Source organism: Bacillus oleivorans, from assembly GCF_900207585.1.
Lineage (GTDB): Bacteria > Bacillota > Bacilli > Bacillales > JC228 > Bacillus_BF > Bacillus_BF oleivorans.
In genome coordinates, this window is sequence record NZ_OAOP01000005.1 from 129939 (window position 1) to 148397 (window position 18459).

Here is an 18459-nt window from a genome sequence, read left to right on the forward strand (position 1 = left end):
TAGTCCATTACCTCTATATGTACAGGTAGCAGTAAAGTTAAGGATACATAAGGAGATTAGCGATGAAGGAAATCGAATTGAAGTTACAAGGGAAGATCAAAAGGCTAACGAATAAAACCTTTAAATTTGATGAGAGAGTAAAGGATGGCTGGTTTTCGGCGGTTTATTTTTTAAAGACAAGGGAAATAGTCCAAAAATATCGGCCCAATTATATAGTGACCATGCAATTTTTTCAAAAAGATCATGCTGTTCTTTGCGGTACGGATGAGGTCATAGCATTAGTTCAAACATTTGCTGACGATCCATCAGGGTTAGAAATTTATTCTTTAAAAGATGGAGATCAGATTGAACCGTTTGAAACCGTATTAACCATTACAGGCCCTTATCAAAATTTTGGTTATTTAGAAGGATTAATTGATGGGATTTTGGCCAGAAGGACTTCAGTTGCTACGAATGTATATAATGTCGTAAAAGCCGCAGGAATTTCTGGAACGCAAAAACCCATTATTTTTATGGGAGATCGTGACGACCACTTCACCCAGCAAGCGGGTGACGGGTATGCAGCCTATGTCGGAGGGTCGACAGCCCAAGCTACCCATGCCATGAATGAATGGTGGGGCAGAAAAGGAATGGGCACGATGCCTCACGCCCTTATTCAGCTTTTCGACGGTGATATCATTGCAGCTTGTAAAGCGTATCAAGAGACATTTCCGGAAGACGAATTGTCGGCTTTAATTGATTACAATAATGACGTCATTACAGACGCATTAAGAGTCGCGAGAGAATTTGGAGAGGATTTAAAAACGGTGCGACTTGATACTTCGAGAACAATGATTGATCAGTATTTCCTCAGAAACCAGCACCTTTTGGGTACCTTTGATCCTAGAGGAGTCAATCCGGAATTGATTTTTGCTTTAAGAAAAACTTTAGATGATGAGGGGTTCAATCATGTAAAGATTCTTGTAACCGGAGGATTTGACGAAAAACGGATACTCGAGTTTGAAAAGAAAAAAGCACCGGTAGATATGTATGGAGTGGGACGAAGCTTGCTGAAAATTAATATCGGTTTTACAGGAGATAATGTTTTATTGAATGGTCAGCCTCAGGCGAAAGCTGGCCGCAGATATCGCCCAAATCCAAGGTTAGAAAAAGTGGAATTACAATAACATAGTTGAAAACATGGTATAATGGTTCGGATGAAGTTTGATTCGCAAATAAAAGTATGATTCATATAATGGTTTAAGATAGACGATTGTTGGAGGTTTCAATTTATGACTCTTTATCACTTTGTTGGTATAAAGGGCTCTGGTATGAGTGCGCTTGCCCAAATTTTACATGATATGAATTTTGACATACAAGGCTCTGATGTGGAAAAGCGCTTTTTTACTCAGCTAGCTTTAGAAAAGTCAGGAATTACAATACTCCCTTTTGCCAAAGAGAATATTCAGCCAGGAATGACGATCATAGCGGGGAATGCTTATCCTGATTCACATGAAGAAATCCAAGAAGCTATGAAATTAGGACTCCCGATCGTTCGTTATCATCGTTTTTTGGGCGATTTTATGTCGAGGTTTACGAGTATTGCCATTACAGGAGCACATGGTAAGACGTCGACAACTGGATTACTTGCCCATGTAATGAAGGGAATTAAGCCAACTGCCTATTTAATTGGAGATGGCACTGGTCATGGAGACGAGAGTGCAGAGTATTTTGTGTTTGAAGCATGTGAATATAGGAGACATTTCTTATCTTACTTTCCTGATTACGCAATCATGACGAACATTGACTTCGACCACCCTGATTATTTTGCCAATATTGAAGATGTGTTTGCTGCCTTTCAGGAAATGGCTTGGCAAGTGAAAAAAGGGATTATTGCCTGTGGCGATGATGAACAGCTTCAGAAAATCCAGGCAAAAGTGCCTGTCATGTTCTACGGGTTTGATGAAGGGAATGACTTCCAAGCCCGAAATGTTGAGAAATCAACAGAAGGAACGTCATTTGATGTATTTGTGCGAAATGAATTTTATTCACGCTTTTTTATTAAATCTTACGGGGATCATAACGTTTTAAATGCCCTTTCAGTTATAGCCCTTTGTCATTATGAAGAATTAGACGTAGAGCTTGTTAAAGAACGATTAAAAACGTTTGAGGGTGTAAAAAGAAGATTCACTGAGAAAGAAATTGGCAGCCAGGTGCTGATTGATGATTACGCCCATCATCCGACTGAGATCAAAGCAACGATTCAGGCGGCGCGACAAAAGTTTCCTGGACGAGAAATAGTCGTTGTTTTTCAACCACATACCTTTACGAGAACTCAGACATTTTTAGACGATTTTGCATCCAGTCTGAGTGAAGCGGACTACGTATACCTATGTGATATTTTTGGTTCTGCTCGTGAGCATCACGGGCAGCTATCAATTCATGACTTGAAAGATAAAATTGAGGGTGCCTCTCTGCTTCAGGAAGATGATCCATCTGCGCTAAATAACCATGCAAACAGCGTAGTGATTTTTATGGGAGCGGGGGATATTCAAAAATTTCAAGATGCCTATGAAGAATGGCTTACCCAGCATATGAACTAGCTTCGAACTTTGGTTCGAAGCTTTTTTCTTTTGGGGGCCTGGTATTGGTGGTGTGGTTTTTGGATGGAATGGAGCGAATGTATAATTATATCTTCCGATGACAGACATTTTGGTACGGTTTTCGATTGCAATTGTCTATCATGGCCCTGATGAAGGACACTTTGGTGCGGTTTTCGGTTGCAATTGTCTATCATAGATCCGATGAAGGACATTTCCTTTGTTATTTCGCTTGGTTTTGTCCAACAAAACCTCCAAAGAAGAACATCATCGACGTTTTGTTGTTGCCATATAAAGGATTGGAGAGATCCTGGAGAAAAAGAGGCCTGCCGGTCGGCATGCCTCTTTTTCATTATTATTTTAAGTTTTCCGGATTTAATCCTTCTAGTTCAGGTAAAACAAATCGCCCGTCTTTGCGGACTAAAACATCATCGAAATAGATTTCCCCGCCGCCGTATTCAGGTCTTTGAATATTGACCATATCCCAGTGAATGTTGGAGTGGTTGCCGTTATAGGCATTTTCATAGCATTGGCCAGGTGTAAAGTGGAAGCTTCCATCAATTTTTTCATCAAATAAAATATCCTGCATCGGGTGAAGGATATACGGATTGACTCCAATTGCAAATTCTCCGATATAACGGGCACCTTCATCAGTATCAAATATTTTTTGAATCCGTTCGGTATCATTGGATACAGCATCAATAATTTTTCCATTTTTAAATGTTAAGCTGACATTTTCAAAGGTAAACCCTTGGTAAGGGGACGGTGTGTTGTAGGATATTGTCCCATTGACAGAATCTTTTACCGGTGCTGTATATACTTCTCCATCCGGAATATTGGCATGGCCGGCACACTTAATCGCGGGAATATCTTTAATTGAAAAGCGCAGGTCGGTCCCTGGTCCCGTAATTCTCACTTGATCGGTACGGTTCATTAATTCAACCAGCGGCTCCATCGCGTGATTCATTTTGCTATAGTCTAAATTGCATACATTGAAATAAAAATCTTCGAATCCCTCCGTACTCATTTTGGCTAGCTGAGCCATCGATTCATTTGGATAACGAAGCACAACCCATTTTGTTTTTGGTACGCGGATTTCACGGTGAACCATTTTGCCGACTGTATTTCCCTCAATTTTCATTTTTTCATCTGGAACATCGGCTAGTTCGTTAATGTTGTTGCCAGAACGCAACCCTATGTATGCATCCATTTCTTTCATAACGTTCGCTTCAAATTGGGCAAGCAAGTTAAAATGATCCTCAGTTGCACCCATTAGTAAAGCCCGGTCTACTTGCTTGTCTTTAATAGAAACAAAGGGATAACCGCCTGCTGCATATGCCTCTTTTACTAAAGCAACTACGAGCTCCCGCTGCAAACCAAAATTTTCGATGAGTACCTTTTCGCCTTTTTGTAATTGAACCGAATAATTAATTAAAGTGTTCGCCAATTTTTCCACTCTTGGATCTTTCAACTAAACCCCTCCACTGCAGTAATGGTATATTTGTAATAATTCCATTATATTTTACACAAAGTCGCAAAAACATAAAAGAAAAGGCAAAAAAAGAAGAGTTTTCCTTCTTGAGATAAGAAATCCTTTTAAAAATAAGTTTTTTTGTCATACAATAAGGGAATAGGAAAATGTTACATAAATGATGGAGGTTTTGCTGCTGATGGAGATGATTTTATATTTAAGTATAGCTTTAATTGCTATCGCATTTTTTGTTTTAGTTATATTCCTCATTCAAACCTTAAAATCTCTACAAAAGACATTAGACAGTGTGTCACATACGTTAAACGGGCTAGAAGGTCAGTTGCAGGGTGTCACTCATGAAACGACAGAGCTTTTAAAGAAAACGAATCAGTTAGCCGAAGATATGAAGGACAAATCTGAAAAATTGAATAGTGTGGTCGATGCTGTAAAAGATGTAGGCACTTCGATTCAACGATTTAATCGCTCAATTGAAGGAATTACTGAAAAGGTCATTCAACAGGCTGATGCCAACCAGGATAAGATTTCGCAAGTTGTGCAGTGGAGCCAAGTTTTTATAGAGCTTAAAGACCGCTGGAATCAAAGAAAACAAAAGAATAGAAGTGAGCAGAAAAACACCTTAGAGCACATAGAGAGAAAATTCAGGAACGAGCGTGATTTTGATCGCGCATAAAATAAAGGAGGAGCTTATATGGGACAAAATAATCAAAATGATGGCGGAAGCATGAATACAAAGGACTTTATAATTGGAGCACTAGTTGGAAGTATTGTGGGTGCAGCAACTGCTTTATTGCTTGCTCCTAAGTCAGGCAGGGAACTTCGAAGTGATTTAAATGAACAGGCCATTCTCCTAAAAGAAAAAACAGGTCAATGGAAGGAATTAGCTGTTGAGGGCGGAACCCAAATTGCGTCAACAGCAAGAGAAAAAACGAGCGAATGGACACAAATGATTCAGCAGCAATCCAATGAATTAAAAAATAAAGTGAAATCAATCCGAGTTGGCGATCATCAAGAAGTAAGGGATCAGGGAGAAGAAGAGGCAGCAGTCTCTGACACAGAAATAGATGTGGAACAAAGATTACAAGAGACCAAGAAAGCTTTTGATGAATTAGAAGAAACGTATAAAGGATAAATTTTAGGCGATGGTCAAGCTATGTCCATCGCTTTATTATATGGTTAACGAAAAGTTGGCCCCAATTTTCTGTCACCTTTCAAAAATAACCTTCATATAATACTCATTTAACTTTATTACTTAAAAGCTTAAATGCGTTTAATTATTAAAGAAATTTTTCGTGACTTTTTGGCTTCTATCCCTTATAATGAGTCCTAACTTAAAAATTTGTCACAAAGCACAGGAGGGTGATTTTATTATGAGTAAAGATCTTTCAGAGTTAAGAAAGCAAATTGACGAGATTAATATGCAAATGTTAGAGCTGATTAACGAGCGTGGAAGAATAGCTCAAGAAATTGGAAAAGTAAAAATCTCTCAAGGAGTTAATCGGTACGATCCAGTGAGGGAAAGGGCTATGTTAAATAAAATCACCGAGGACTATGAAGGACCTTACGAAGTGTCTACAATTCAGCATATTTTTAAAGAAATATTTAAGGCGGCATTAGAACTTCAGGAAGATGACCATAGAAAGGCATTATTAGTATCAAGAAAGAAACAGCCACAAGATACGATTGTCAATGTAAAAGGCGAAGAAGTTGGAAATGGCCGTCCACACTTTGTTTTTGGTCCATGTGCAGTAGAATCATATGAACAAGTGGCTGAAGTGGCAAAGGCGGTAAAAGCAAAAGGTTTAAAATTGCTTCGCGGAGGTGCGTTTAAACCTCGTACATCTCCTTATGACTTCCAGGGACTTGGGATTGAAGGTTTAAAAATCTTAAAACAAGTGGCTGATGAATTTGACCTTGCTACAATAAGTGAGATTGTTACTCCAAATGATATTGAAAAAGCGGTTGAATATATTGATGTAATTCAAATCGGTGCGCGTAATATGCAAAACTTTGAACTGCTGAAGGCAGCAGGTCAAGTCAATAAGCCAGTCCTATTAAAACGCGGATTAGCTGCAACAATTGATGAATTTATCAATGCAGCAGAGTATATCATGGCACAAGGCAACGGTCAAATCATTCTTTGTGAAAGAGGAATTCGTACTTACGAAAAGGCAACTCGGAATACACTTGATATATCAGCAGTGCCAATTCTTAAACAAGAAACGCATCTGCCAGTATTTGTGGATGTTACCCATTCAACTGGACGCAGAGATTTACTATTGCCGACTGCAAAAGCAGCATTGGCGATCGGAGCAGATGGTGTAATGGCTGAGGTACACCCAGATCCAGCCGTCGCCCTCTCAGACGCAGCGCAGCAAATGGATTTAAATCAATTTGATGCCTTTTATGCAGAAATTGAGAAGATACTACAATTACAGCGTGCGTAAGAAAAAACAGGTTCTCTTTCTAGAGGACCTGTTTTCCGTATATCCCTCTTAGTCATATGGTGATTAAAGGTTTTTAAAGGACACTGGTTCAGTGCTATAATAGAACGCTTTACATTCGAAAGATTAGTTTTATGATATTTTGTCGCCTAAAAAAAGCAAAATTTATTACTTTTTCGTGAAAATATGGCAGAAATATTTGCGGGTTGTCATTCTCTGTCGTATGATAGGATAAAGATTATAATGGATATATAAACATTTGTTTACAAATAATAGAAATATGTCGGTAAGGAGTGAAGTCTAGTGAATGTAACGATATATGATGTTGCTAGAGAAGCAAATGTATCGATGGCTACTGTTTCAAGGGTTGTGAACGGCAATCCCAATGTAAAGCCAACAACTAGAAAAAAAGTGTTGGAAGTAATAGAACGACTTGGCTATCGTCCAAATGCAGTTGCACGAGGATTAGCCAGTAAAAAAACAACGACAGTCGGTGTTATTATTCCTGATATCTCCAGTATTTTCTATGCCGAGCTAGCTAGAGGTATTGAAGATATTGCAACTATGTATAAATACAATATATTATTAAGTAACTCGGACCAGAATCCGGAAAAAGAAATCCATTTATTTCAGACGATGCTTGGCAAGCAAGTAGACGGAATGGTATTTATGAGCGGAAACGTGACAGAAGAGCATGTAAAAGAATTTGAGTCGGCCTCTGTTCCGATTGTATTAGCCGGATCTATTGAAGAACAAGGAAAAATTCCGTCTGTTAATATCGATTACGAGCAGGCTACATATGACGCCGTTAACAGTTTTATTGAAAGCGGACATAAGCATATTGCCTTTATTGTAGGACCGCTAAATGAACCGATCAATTCAGTGAAAAAATTAAATGGATATAAAAGAGCCCTTCAGGATGCGGGTATTGAATTCAATGAAGAATATGTAGTCGAAGGGGATTATTCCTATGACTCTGGTCTAGAGGCAACCGACCGGCTTTTTGATATGGACACACCGCCTACTGCTATTTTTGTCGGTTCAGATGAGATGGCATTGGCTGTTATTCATAGAGGAAAGGACCGTGGAATTGTTGTTCCAGACGAGCTTGAAGTAATTAGCTCCGATAATACAAGACTCACCCAAATGGTGCGGCCACAATTAACAACCATTGTACAGCCTCTTTATGATATCGGAGCGGTTGCGATGCGCCTATTAACTAAGCTCATGAATAAAGAATCCGTGGACGAGCATACGGTAATTCTCCCGCATCGAATTGAAAAACGGCAATCAAGTAAATAGACGAATAGGTAAAAACAGCCGCAGAAAGAAGTCTGCGGCTGTTTTTTATTGGATGGACGTCCCGTCTGCCTCTATCGAATCGGATACAGTACCTTTTCCAATGTCCTTCTATTTTTTTCGGTAATCTCGGCTTTCCTTGGAATAGGTGTGTACATATCCCGTGAGTCCGTCCATAATGCTGGTAAAGGAACAGGAGCCTTCTCTTGCCATTTTGTGATCCATTCAGCTGGAAGATTAGCTGAATTTACCTTTTCAAGCTGGTCAGTCATTTCAAGCCAGAGAAGGGACCATGCTCTAGGGACGACACGCCAGATGTCATATCCGCCACCCCCGACCGCAATCCATCTCCCTTGACAATACTGGTGTGCCAGTTCATGTGCTAATTGCGGGATTTTTTTGTATATATCCATCGTTCCGCAAAGGTGAGTTAACGGGTCATGGAAATGAGCATCCACTCCATTTTGAGTTATGATCACATCAGGTTTAAAATAATCTACTACTTCTCTTACAGCTGTTTCATATACCTCTAGCCAGGATTCATCTTCAGTAAAGGCGTCAATCGGGATATTAAAGGCGGTTTGATATCCTTTCCCCTGTCCTCTTTCCATGACATCTCCTGTACCGGGAAACAAGTATCGTCCAGTTTCGTGAATGGATAATGTACAAACAGAAGGCTCTTCATAAAAGGCCCATTGTACACCGTCACCGTGATGTGCATCCGTATCAATATACAGTACTTTTGCTCCATATTTGTTCACAATATGCTGAATCGCTACGGAACAATCATTGTAAATGCAAAATCCTGAAGCTTTGCCTTTAAAACCATGGTGCAAGCCCCCGCCTAAGTGAAGTGCATGTTTATATGAACTGCTCATCACCGCTTCGACTGCTGTAAGGGTTCCGCCTACAATGTAAGAGCTCGCTTCATGCATATTAGGAAAAATTGGGGTATCTTCGGTTCCTAATCCATAGGCGCCGGCCTTTTCAGTATCAATCTGGCCTAAACCGGCTAATTTTACCGCGTTTATATACGAAGAAGAATGGATTAACTGCAATTCATCTTCAGTTGCTATTCTCGGTTCCATAATGTGAGATTCATCAATGGCACCCAGACTTTTTAATAGATCGACAGTTAGGGTTAACCGAAACTGATTAAAAGGATGCTGTCCTCCAAATTTATATTGCAGCAGTTTGTCTGAAAAAATAAAGAGTGATTCTTTACTCATTGAGTGGCACCCACGTGTAAGGTAATAGAACGTCAAATCCTTGTTCCTTCAAAGCTTTCACTATGGGAGTCGGATTCATGGTTTGGACCCGAAAGACTAAGATTTTAAAAGATTCGTCCAGGTGGAATGGGTTGACTAGAACACTATGAATATTTACATTTAGGTCGCTTATGACTGCAGCTGCTTTGGACAACATACCAGCACGGTTTGGAACCTTTACTTCTATTTTTGATCCGGGCTGCAGGGCACCTGTTAACTGTAAAAAGGTATATAAAATATCGGTTTTGGTTACAATTCCAACCATTTTTTTGTTTGAAACAATAGGGATACAGCTAATTTGATTTTCATAGAAAAGACTAGCGACCTCTTCTACAAAATCAAGAGGATGAGCAGTAATCACTTCTTTTATCATAATTTGTTCAAGCTTGTGTTCTAAAATCTGGCTGTAATTGTTTGGGAATCCGATGTCAGACGATAAAGCTTCTTTAATATCACGGTCACTAATAATTCCTGCAATACAGCCATCTTCGTCTTCTATTGGAATATGTCTAATATTTTTTTCATCCATTAATTGGATCGCTTTTTTAATAGTATCCTTAGGTGAAAGCTTCCAAACCTCATGTTTCATTACTTCTTCAACAATCATTCGATTCACCCCAAATCAAGAGTTAGTACATAAAACGATTTTTAAATCGAAGCTGATCAAATTTTTCAACGGATTCAGGCGGTACTCTTGAACCAATTCTAGCCATCAGACAGTTGGCAGGATGTGAACTAATCTCAGGGTCATCCGTCGCAAACCATACGAGTCCGCCTGCATTCATCATTTTTTCCATTACTTTTCTATATTCCCAAACGTTGAGGCCCGTTCCCTTTAAGTCCCAATGCCAGTAATACTCGGTTGTTATGATAATATAGTCCTCCATTGCATCGTCCATCATCGAAACTTGTAAAAGCGTTTTGGCAACTGAGTTTCCGCGGAAAAGCGGGATGACCTCAATTGCCCCTAATTCAATTAAATCCTCCATTTTTCCTTCAGACCAACGCTCAAGTGGATCAGGATAAAGGTATGTAACATATCCAATCACAACCTGTTCCTTTCTTGCAATAATAATTCTGCCTTCAGGAAGAGCGGCTATTTCAACTAATGCTTTGTGCTGCTGAGAGGCTGGCCTAAATGAAGTTAAGTCATCATGAAATTGATAGGTTGCCAGTTCCTCAGCAGAAACGGGACCTTGTATCATGAGAGTTCCATTTGGAGTATTCAGTTCTTTCGAATAAATGGTCTTATGATGTTCCATTTCATCACCACCTAAGCGATCAATTTTTGGGTATCGAAAAATATTTATTATCCGAAATGGCACTTTTCTTTCAGAAATTTAGAAAGATCGTCGGCATTCTCAGGTCTCAGAAAAATTTTAAAAATTGAGAACAATCCTTCTTTATATTATAATACTATTAGACTCGAAATGTTTGAAGGAGGAGAAAAAAATGAAATTGGAAGCGCTCCCAGCAGTAAGTGGCAAATACAATCTAGAAAGTTATGAAAACGCTGTTGAAAGCTTTGATTGGAAAGAAGTTGAAAAAAATTTTAGCTGGTATGAAACTGGGAAGGTAAATCTTGCCTATGAAGCTATCGACCGCCATGCAGAATCCTTCAGAAAAAATAAAGTTGCCCTCTACTATAAAGATTCAGAAAGAAATGAAAAATATACCTTTAAAGAAATGCAAGAGTTATCGAACCAGGCTGCCAATGTATTGAAAACATATGGAAATGTTGGAAAGGGAGATCGCGTCTTTGTTTTCATGCCTCGTTCTCCAGAACTCTATTTTTCTGTTCTCGGTATCATTAAGCTCGGTGCTATTGTCGGTCCGTTATTTGAGGCTTTTATGGAAGGAGCCGTTCGCGATCGATTAGAAGACAGTGGAGCGAAGGTTTTAATCACGACTCCAGAATTGCTTGGCCGTGTACCAGTTAATGAGCTTCCTGCACTGGAAAAGGTCTTCCTTGTAGGGTCCAACATTGAAGAAGACGACACTTATATTAATTTGATAGCAAAATTAAATGAAGCCAATAAGGACTTTGAGATTGAGTGGGTTGATCGTAATGACGGTCTCATCCTGCATTATACATCCGGTTCTACAGGAAAACCAAAGGGTGTTCTTCATGTCCATAATGCGATGATCCAACATTATCAAACTGCGAAATGGGTTCTTGATCTTCAAGAAGAGGATATTTACTGGTGTACAGCCGACCCAGGCTGGGTAACAGGAACGTCCTATGGAATTTTCGGTCCTTGGCTAACAGGAACTACAAATGTGATTGTAGGTGGCCGCTTTAGTCCTGAAAGCTGGTACGGAGCAATTGAAGATCTTGGTGTAACGGTTTGGTATAGTGCGCCAACAGCCTTTAGAATGTTGATGGGTGCTGGGGATGAAGTCGTTAAAAAGTTTAATCTTAGTAAACTCCGTCATATCGCTAGTGTTGGTGAGCCGTTAAACCCAGAAGTTATTCGCTGGGGAATGAAGGTATTCAACATGCGAATTCATGATACATGGTGGATGACAGAAACAGGAGCACAGCTGATTTGTAACTATCCTTGTATGGAAATCAGACCAGGATCAATGGGTAAACCTCTTCCAGGCGTAAAGGCTGCAATTGTCGATGATCAGGGAAATGAACTTCCTCCAAACAGAATGGGGAATCTGGCTATTAAAAAAGGCTGGCCTTCGATGATGAAAACAATTTGGAACAACGAAGCAAAATATCAATCTTATTTCTTAACTGGCGATTGGTATGTTTCCGGAGATTCAGCCTACATGGATGAGGACGGTTATTTCTGGTTCCAGGGCCGTATCGATGATGTAATCATGACATCGGGAGAAAGAGTAGGGCCATTTGAAGTAGAAAGTAAACTAGTTGAGCATCCAGCCGTTGCTGAAGCTGGTGTGATTGGGAAGCCTGACCCTGTTCGCGGTGAAATTATTAAAGCCTTCATTGCCCTTCGTGCTGGATATGAACCATCAGAAGAATTAATTGAAGAGATCAGACAGTTTGTTAAAAAAGGTCTTGCTGCCCATGCAGCTCCTCGTGAAATTGAATTTAAAGAAAAGCTTCCGAAGACAAGAAGCGGTAAAATTATGCGTCGCGTTCTTAAAGCCTGGGAATTAGATCTCCCGGCTGGTGACTTGTCCACAATGGAAGATTAATGAATTAAAAAGCAGTGTCTCGGCAAGAGATACTGCTTTTTTTATGGTTTCGGAAATTATAAAGTTCCCTGCTTGCGGATATTGTTTCTATAATATGTACGTTTATTTTGTTACAGGGTAAAAAAATGGGCAACAATATACAAAAATCTGGAGTGATAAGCAAATCTTAAAGAATCATTAAGGATACCCGCCCAATTACATTGTTTCCCGCCCAAATATTGTGGTGGCGGCCCAATTACAAAATTTCCTGCCCAATTTAACGGGAGAAGCGCCCAATAACTAGTGGCGAGCGCCCAATAAATTGGAGAACTCGCCCAAATAAGTCACGGATCCGCCCAATAATTGTGATTCGCGCCCATTACTTAATGATCAAGCCCAAATTTTCAGGCTTCAAGCTAAGAGGTTCCGCTCCAAAATCTAAATTTTTGCTCAAAACCCTGGTTTCCTGCTCCAATCTCCCTGATCTCCGCTCCTAAATGCAGGAAATCTGCTCCATTGCTGCGGGCTCGTGCTCCAAAAAACACGAATTCCGATCCATAACTTGAGATTCCTGCTCTAATAACTAAAATCCCGCTCAAAACCAGACAACGAGCCTCCAAAAATGAAAAACACTATCACCTTCAACTGTAAAAAAGAGTTCAGCCCTCGCGGCTGAACTCTTTTTTAACCACTTATTGTTATTTAGAAGAATACCTTCTAGCCTTCTGACGATGTTTCTTCATCCCCATCTCCCGGGGTATCGCCATTTCCTTTTCCTTTACCTTTCCCATTACCGTTTCCATTTCCAGGGTCTTGATTATCTCCAGGAGGAGTCGTGGTTTCAGTATCTCCTCCGTTTAAGCTATCAGGTACCTGACCTACTTGTATTACATTAGAAGGCATGGATTCCTGTCCGGCAATATCGACTGCAGTCACATAGAATTGACCATTTCCGACTTGGAAGGATAGGTCTTTTCCTGCTATAACATTTCCGATTACAGCTGATGTACTCTCACCTGTTTTTTGATAAACTCGATATCCAATAACATCATTTTCACCATGAGCTTTCCAGGTTAATGTTTGGCCAGATGATGAAATTGTAAAAGCTGCTGGAACTTTACCATTTTCCTCTATCACATCATCAGGAACAAGAATTTTAGACCACTTATCACCTTGAGGAATTAATTGTTTTGGATCTGACAGGTTTTTCCCGCCCATTTTTTCAATAAACTCTGGGCTCAACAATAAACCTTCCTGTGTAAATTCTTCAGGTGTATTTTCTAAAGCGAGATAGCGTTTATCGCCGATTGTTACATAGCGACCCTCAATCAGGCTATTATCTGCCTCAGTCGGAACATATTTGGCATTAAAGATGTCCGTTGCCACAAGTCCCGAGTCAGCACAGAGTTCTGAAGGAAGCATTCCTGAAACGGTACAATAAGATCTTTGTACAATTCCGCCAGGCATTTCAAATTTCTCTTTTGGTGCTACCAGGTCAGGGTTGATTTCATAAGTCGCATTCATTAAATCAGCCCACAGATAAATATTACGGACACCCGGTGAAAGACTCTTATAGCTAGGTTCTAGCGTTTTTGGCGTATCATAGCCAATCCAAACTCCAAACGTTACATTCGGATTGGTAGCGACAAACCATGAATCATTTGTATTTTGAGATGTTCCTGTTTTTCCCGCCCAGTCAGAAGTGAAGCTGAGGCGGCCAGGCAACCCTGCAGCCGTACCTTGGGAAATAACATCTCTCATCATATCGATTGTTAAGTAAGCAGTCTGCTGGCTAAATACATCCACTGGATTGCTTTCATGCTTATAGATCGTTTCTCCATCTTTATTTACAATTTTTTCGATCATATAGGCATCCACAAATTTTCCTTCATTAGCAAAAGTCGCATAAGCATTGACATTTTCTTCTACTGTTACCCCGTAAGTCATCCCGCCTAAGGCCATGGCTATATTATAGTAATCGCCCTCTGAAAGGGAAGTAAAGCCCATTTTCTTCAAATAATCAGCAGGACGGTATTGAAGAATATCAACATAGGCTTTAACTGCAGGGATGTTAAAGGATTTTGTTAATGCGTATCTGGCCGTTGTTAATCCATTATAGCCTTTGCTGTAATTTTTCGGTTCATAAGGTTTTCCCGTTCCATCATCTAACACTAATTTAACATCCGGAATAATAGATGCAGGCTGGAGAGTCCCCAGTTCAAAAGCAGGAGCGTAAACAAGTAAAGGCTTCATCGTTGACCCGTTTTGACGGGTGGCATCTGTAGCATGGTTGGTTTGCTCTCGGCTATGGTCGCGCCCGCCGACAAAGCTGATAATTTTTCCAGTAGAGTTCTCAATTAAAACTGCACCTGTTTCTACCTGCTCCATCACTACTTCTCCGGTATCAGGATCTTTCTCAGCCTTATCGTTTCCGTAGTATGGAAAGTTTCTCGTCACCTCTTGCATTTTGTCATAAATCTCTTTATCAATCGTTGTGTGAATCGTATATCCATTTTGTCTTAAATTTTTATAGGCTAATTCATAGTATTCATTATAAAGGTCATTATCAGCTGCTAGGTCTTCCATTGTCAGCCCGTCTTCTTTAGCAATACTTTCCATTAATATCTGAGTCGCTCTTTTTTCTACTTCAAAGGTTAACCAAGGATATTCCTCAACTGGACTTGGCTCTGGCGGAATGAAATCCTGCGTTATATCGTACTGAATGGCCTGATCATATGCTTCTTTTGAGATAAACTCTTCTTCATACATTCGGGTTAGGACCGTTTTCATCCTTTCAATTCCAGGTGCAAGCCCTTCTGCAGACTTTACTGTTCCATCTTGGGTGAAAGGTGTATAGGCAAAGGGACTTTGCGGCAATCCTGCAATGAAAGCTGCCTGTGGCAGGCTTAAATCAGCTGCATCTACCCCAAATATACCTTTAGCTGCGGTTTGTACACCGGCAATATTTCGGCCTGAAGAGTTTCTGCCAAATGGCGATACATTTAAATAAGCTTCTAAGATTTGTTCTTTCGTAAAAAACTTCTCGAGCCTTAGTGCTAATAGAATTTCTTTCGCTTTACGGTCAAATGAAACTTGATTGGTTAAAATTTGATTCTTAATGAGCTGTTGCGTTAAAGTACTCCCCCCAGATTGTAAAGCTGAATTGGAAAACTCCTGATAGAGAGCACGAAGAATGGCTTTTGGGACGACACCGGGATGCTCCCAAAAATATTCATCTTCTGTAGCAATCAGTGCATTTTTTAAGTAATCTGATACATCTTCTAGCTTTACTTCTTCCCGGTCAATATCAGAGCGAAGTTTCCCTAAATAGACGTTATTCGCAAAATAGACTTCAGATGTCTCTTCGTAGTTGTATATGTCTTTTTGCATGCTGTCGTAAGAACGTAACGGTTCGTCCTTAACTAAAGAAGCAAAATAACCAGCGCCTACTCCCCCAGCAAACGCAGTTCCTAAAACGATTACAATTAAAAATACTAATAAAATATTCCAGGCTACACCGTAAGTAATACGTGCTCCTTTTTTTGTTTTATCGCTTGAAACTATCTGGTAAATGGAAAGGAGCCTTTCTTTCCATGCATTTTTATCCATAATTTCTCCCCCTCTAAAATCACCCCCATTATAGCATAAAATAGAAAGAAAAAGACGATAATTAAAGCAAGGATTGACAAGAAAGAAAAGGTTATGCTAAAAATGAGATATTAAAAATCTAAATCGATGCTGTGAAGGGTTTCAAGTAGTTCTTTTATCCCTGTAGTTAAAGAGAGCTGATGGTTGGTGCAAATCAGCACATATAAAAGGACGAATTACAGGCCATGAGCACTGATGATCACAACATGGTGATCTAGGCGTTTGTCACGTTACGACAACGAGCGGAAAGCAAAAGCTTTCAAGTTGGGTGGTACCGCGGATAATCCGTCCCTACATGTGTAGGGGCGGTTTTTTATTTTCATAAAAAAGGAGAATTAGCATGAGCCATTTATTAGAAGATTTACGATTTAGAGGCCTCATTAATCAAATGACAGATGAAGAAGGGTTAGAAAAGGTATTAGATGAGGAATCTATTCGTTTATATTGCGGATTTGATCCGACCGCTGACAGTCTCCATATTGGCCATCTGCTGCCAGTCCTGATTTTAAGACGTTTTCAGCAGGCTGGACATCGTCCGATTGCATTGGTTGGGGGAGCAACAGGTTTAATTGGCGACCCAAGCGGAAAAAAAGCGGAAAGAACATTAAATTCCACCGAAATTGTTCAGGAGTGGAGCAACAAGATTAAAGATCAGCTATCCCGCTTCCTTGATTTTGAAGGAGAAACTAACCCGGCAAAGGTAGCCAATAACTTTGACTGGATCGGTCAAATGGATGTCATCACGTTTCTTCGAGATGTGGGAAAGAATTTTGGACTCAATTATATGCTGGCCAAGGAAACGGTTCAATCAAGAATTGAAACAGGAATTTCTTTCACTGAATTTAGTTACATGATCCTTCAATCATTAGACTTCTTAAAGCTATATGAAAATGAAGGATGCCGGCTTCAGGTCGGAGGAAGTGACCAGTGGGGAAATATTACTTCTGGACTTGAATTGATCCGTAAATCACATGAAAACGCAAAAGCATTCGGGCTAACGGTTCCGTTAGTTACAAAAGCAGATGGTACGAAATTTGGTAAAACTGAAGGCGGTGCGGTTTGGCTCGATCCGGAAAAAACAACACCTTATGAGTTTTACCAATTCTGGATCAATACAGATGACCGCGATGTCGTGAAATACTTAAAATACTTTACCTTCCTATCTAAAGAAGAAATCGAAGCGCTTGAAAAAGAAATGGAAGAAGCACCGCACCTTCGTGCTGCCCAAAAAGCATTAGCTGAAGAAATGACAAAGCTTGTCCATGGGGAAGAAGCTTTCCAACAGGCAGTAAAGATTACTGAAGCACTATTCAGCGGAGATATTAAAGGACTTTCTGCTTCTGAAATTGAGCAGGGCTTTAAAGATGTGCCTTCTTTTGAAGCAGGAGAAGAGGCTGGGATTGTTGATTTACTGGTTGCAGCGGGTATTTCTCCATCTAAGCGGCAGGCGAGAGAGGATGTGCAAACGGGAGCAATTTATATTAATGGTGAACGTGTGACAGAGTTAGATTATGTACTTACTGCAGAAGATAAAATTGAAGGCAAATTTACGATCATCAGAAGAGGGAAGAAGAAGTATTTCTTAATCAGACATAATGGATAAAAGCATTACCCCATTTCTCTTTATACAGGGAAGATGGGGTTTTACTTTTCCCAATGTGACTCCCTGCTTGTTTTTTTGTCCAAAATCAACCATTTTTTGCAAGGGATTATGTATAATGGAAAAAAATTAAAAATATTTAGGATTTATGATAGATATATTACTCCAGCTGCGTCTTTATCTGTAGAAGGGTAGAAAAGGGGTATCTTTATATATGAAATCAGGGTTAGTCAGCCACACTCCAATTAAAGAGGAGTCAGTTCTTTTTCAAGAAAAACAAGATAATAAAGTACTTGTTGAAAAAGCAAGGAGGGGGGATCAGGAAGCATTTAGTGAACTAGTACGCAGACATCGTGCTAAAGCTCATGGGTGGGCATATTCCGTCACACAAGATTCTTTTTTAGCAGAGGATATCGTCCAAGAAGCATTATTTCGTGCCTTTTTAAAGTTAGGAACCTTATTAGACACAAATAAATTCACTCCTTGGTTACGGCAAATTGTACGTAATCAGGCCTATATGAAAATCAGAAACTCACAACCTTATAAAAAAGAACAGCCATTTACATCCATTGAGCCTTCAAAACACCCTTCACCTTCTGACATAGATTGGGGAGATATTGACCACATTCTTTTTTATCTTTCCTATTCAGCCTCAGAGAAAACCAAAAAAGAAAACCCAGAAGAATACATGTTGCGTTACAGCGTAATCGAGGGCATTCGTTCGCTCCTGCACTGTTTAAGCTTGCGCGAAAGGAGAATTTTTGAAGCCTATTTTTTTGAGGATTTAAATCCTATTGAAATCGCAAAGCTTTTTGAAACATCCAAAGCTAATGTTTATAACACGATTTCACGGTCGAGAGCAAAAGTTCAAAAAGAAAGGATTCGTCTTTGTATTCGTGAATATGTAGAAAAGCGATCGAGCTTAGGTCAGCCTAAACGGAAAATACTAGCTAAGCCGGATATCTAAAAAGGAGATTTATTC

The 18459-nt window shown here is 39.8% G+C and carries 14 protein-coding genes and 1 other annotated feature; of the genes, 9 read left to right on the top strand and 5 right to left on the bottom strand.

Annotation, left to right across the window (positions count from 1 at the left end):
- The first annotated feature begins 62 nt into the window (after positions 1-62).
- The gene (locus CRO56_RS12520) at positions 63-1166 is read left to right on the top strand and encodes a nicotinate phosphoribosyltransferase (protein WP_097158954.1); all 1104 of its coding nucleotides are present in this window, start codon (positions 63-65) and stop codon (positions 1164-1166) included.
- A gap of 105 nt (positions 1167-1271) precedes the next feature.
- The gene (gene murC, locus CRO56_RS12525) at positions 1272-2582 is read left to right on the top strand and encodes a UDP-N-acetylmuramate--L-alanine ligase (protein WP_097158955.1); all 1311 of its coding nucleotides are present in this window, start codon (positions 1272-1274) and stop codon (positions 2580-2582) included.
- Positions 2583-2934: 352 nt separating this feature from the next.
- Here murC and CRO56_RS12535 read toward each other — a convergent pair whose 3' ends face one another.
- Positions 2935-4050 carry an aminopeptidase gene (locus CRO56_RS12535; protein WP_097158957.1) on the bottom strand — a complete coding sequence of 372 codons (1116 nt, stop codon included), beginning with the start codon at positions 4048-4050 and terminating at the stop codon, positions 2935-2937.
- Between the two features lie 199 nt (positions 4051-4249).
- Here CRO56_RS12535 and CRO56_RS12540 point away from each other — a divergent pair, with 199 nt between their 5' ends.
- The 4 genes from CRO56_RS12540 (at position 4250) to ccpA (ending at position 7814) form a co-directional block, all read left to right on the top strand.
- Positions 4250-4741 carry a DUF948 domain-containing protein gene (locus CRO56_RS12540; RefSeq protein ID WP_097158958.1) on the top strand — a complete coding sequence of 164 codons (492 nt, stop codon included), beginning with the start codon at positions 4250-4252 and terminating at the stop codon, positions 4739-4741.
- A gap of 18 nt (positions 4742-4759) precedes the next feature.
- The gene (locus CRO56_RS12545; RefSeq protein ID WP_097158959.1) at positions 4760-5200 is read left to right on the top strand and encodes a YtxH domain-containing protein; all 441 of its coding nucleotides are present in this window, start codon (positions 4760-4762) and stop codon (positions 5198-5200) included.
- 238 nt (positions 5201-5438) lie between these two features.
- On the top strand, positions 5439-6515 hold the full coding sequence (locus CRO56_RS12550; protein ID WP_425427200.1) for a bifunctional 3-deoxy-7-phosphoheptulonate synthase/chorismate mutase: 1077 nt from the start codon (positions 5439-5441) through the stop codon (positions 6513-6515).
- A 300-nt stretch (positions 6516-6815) separates the two neighbouring features.
- A complete protein-coding gene (gene ccpA, locus CRO56_RS12555; RefSeq protein WP_097158960.1) occupies positions 6816-7814 on the top strand; it encodes a catabolite control protein A in 999 nt (332 codons plus the stop codon).
- Between the two features lie 71 nt (positions 7815-7885).
- On the opposite strand, the gene CRO56_RS12560 is transcribed toward ccpA, so the two are convergent.
- Genes CRO56_RS12560 through CRO56_RS12570 form a run of 3 tightly spaced genes read right to left on the bottom strand, consistent with a single transcriptional unit; the run spans position 7886 to position 10341 of the window.
- Positions 7886-9040 (bottom strand): acetoin utilization protein AcuC, encoded by a 1155-nt coding sequence (locus CRO56_RS12560; protein ID WP_097158961.1) that lies wholly within the window; start codon positions 9038-9040, stop codon positions 7886-7888.
- Positions 9033-9686, bottom strand: a complete 654-nt coding sequence (locus CRO56_RS12565; protein WP_097158962.1) for an acetoin utilization AcuB family protein — start codon at positions 9684-9686, stop codon at positions 9033-9035. Before CRO56_RS12565 ends, CRO56_RS12560 begins: the two co-directional genes overlap by 8 nt.
- A gap of 22 nt (positions 9687-9708) precedes the next feature.
- Positions 9709-10341 carry a GNAT family N-acetyltransferase gene (locus tag CRO56_RS12570; RefSeq protein ID WP_097158963.1) on the bottom strand — a complete coding sequence of 211 codons (633 nt, stop codon included), beginning with the start codon at positions 10339-10341 and terminating at the stop codon, positions 9709-9711.
- Between the two features lie 190 nt (positions 10342-10531).
- Between CRO56_RS12570 and acsA the strand changes: the two genes are divergently transcribed.
- A complete protein-coding gene (gene acsA, locus CRO56_RS12575; RefSeq protein ID WP_097158964.1) occupies positions 10532-12250 on the top strand; it encodes an acetate--CoA ligase in 1719 nt (572 codons plus the stop codon).
- A 696-nt stretch (positions 12251-12946) separates the two neighbouring features.
- Here the strand turns inward: acsA and CRO56_RS12585 are convergent.
- Positions 12947-15838 (bottom strand): transglycosylase domain-containing protein, encoded by a 2892-nt coding sequence (locus CRO56_RS12585; protein ID WP_097158966.1) that lies wholly within the window; start codon positions 15836-15838, stop codon positions 12947-12949.
- 122 nt (positions 15839-15960) lie between these two features.
- Positions 15961-16173, top strand: a binding site (T-box leader).
- Between the two features lie 44 nt (positions 16174-16217).
- Between CRO56_RS12585 and tyrS the strand changes: the two genes are divergently transcribed.
- Positions 16218-17480 carry a tyrosine--tRNA ligase gene (gene tyrS / locus CRO56_RS12590; RefSeq protein WP_097158967.1) on the top strand — a complete coding sequence of 421 codons (1263 nt, stop codon included), beginning with the start codon at positions 16218-16220 and terminating at the stop codon, positions 17478-17480.
- 211 nt (positions 17481-17691) lie between these two features.
- Positions 17692-18444, top strand: a complete 753-nt coding sequence (locus CRO56_RS12595; protein WP_097158968.1) for an RNA polymerase sigma factor — start codon at positions 17692-17694, stop codon at positions 18442-18444.
- The last annotated feature ends 15 nt before the right edge of the window (positions 18445-18459 follow it).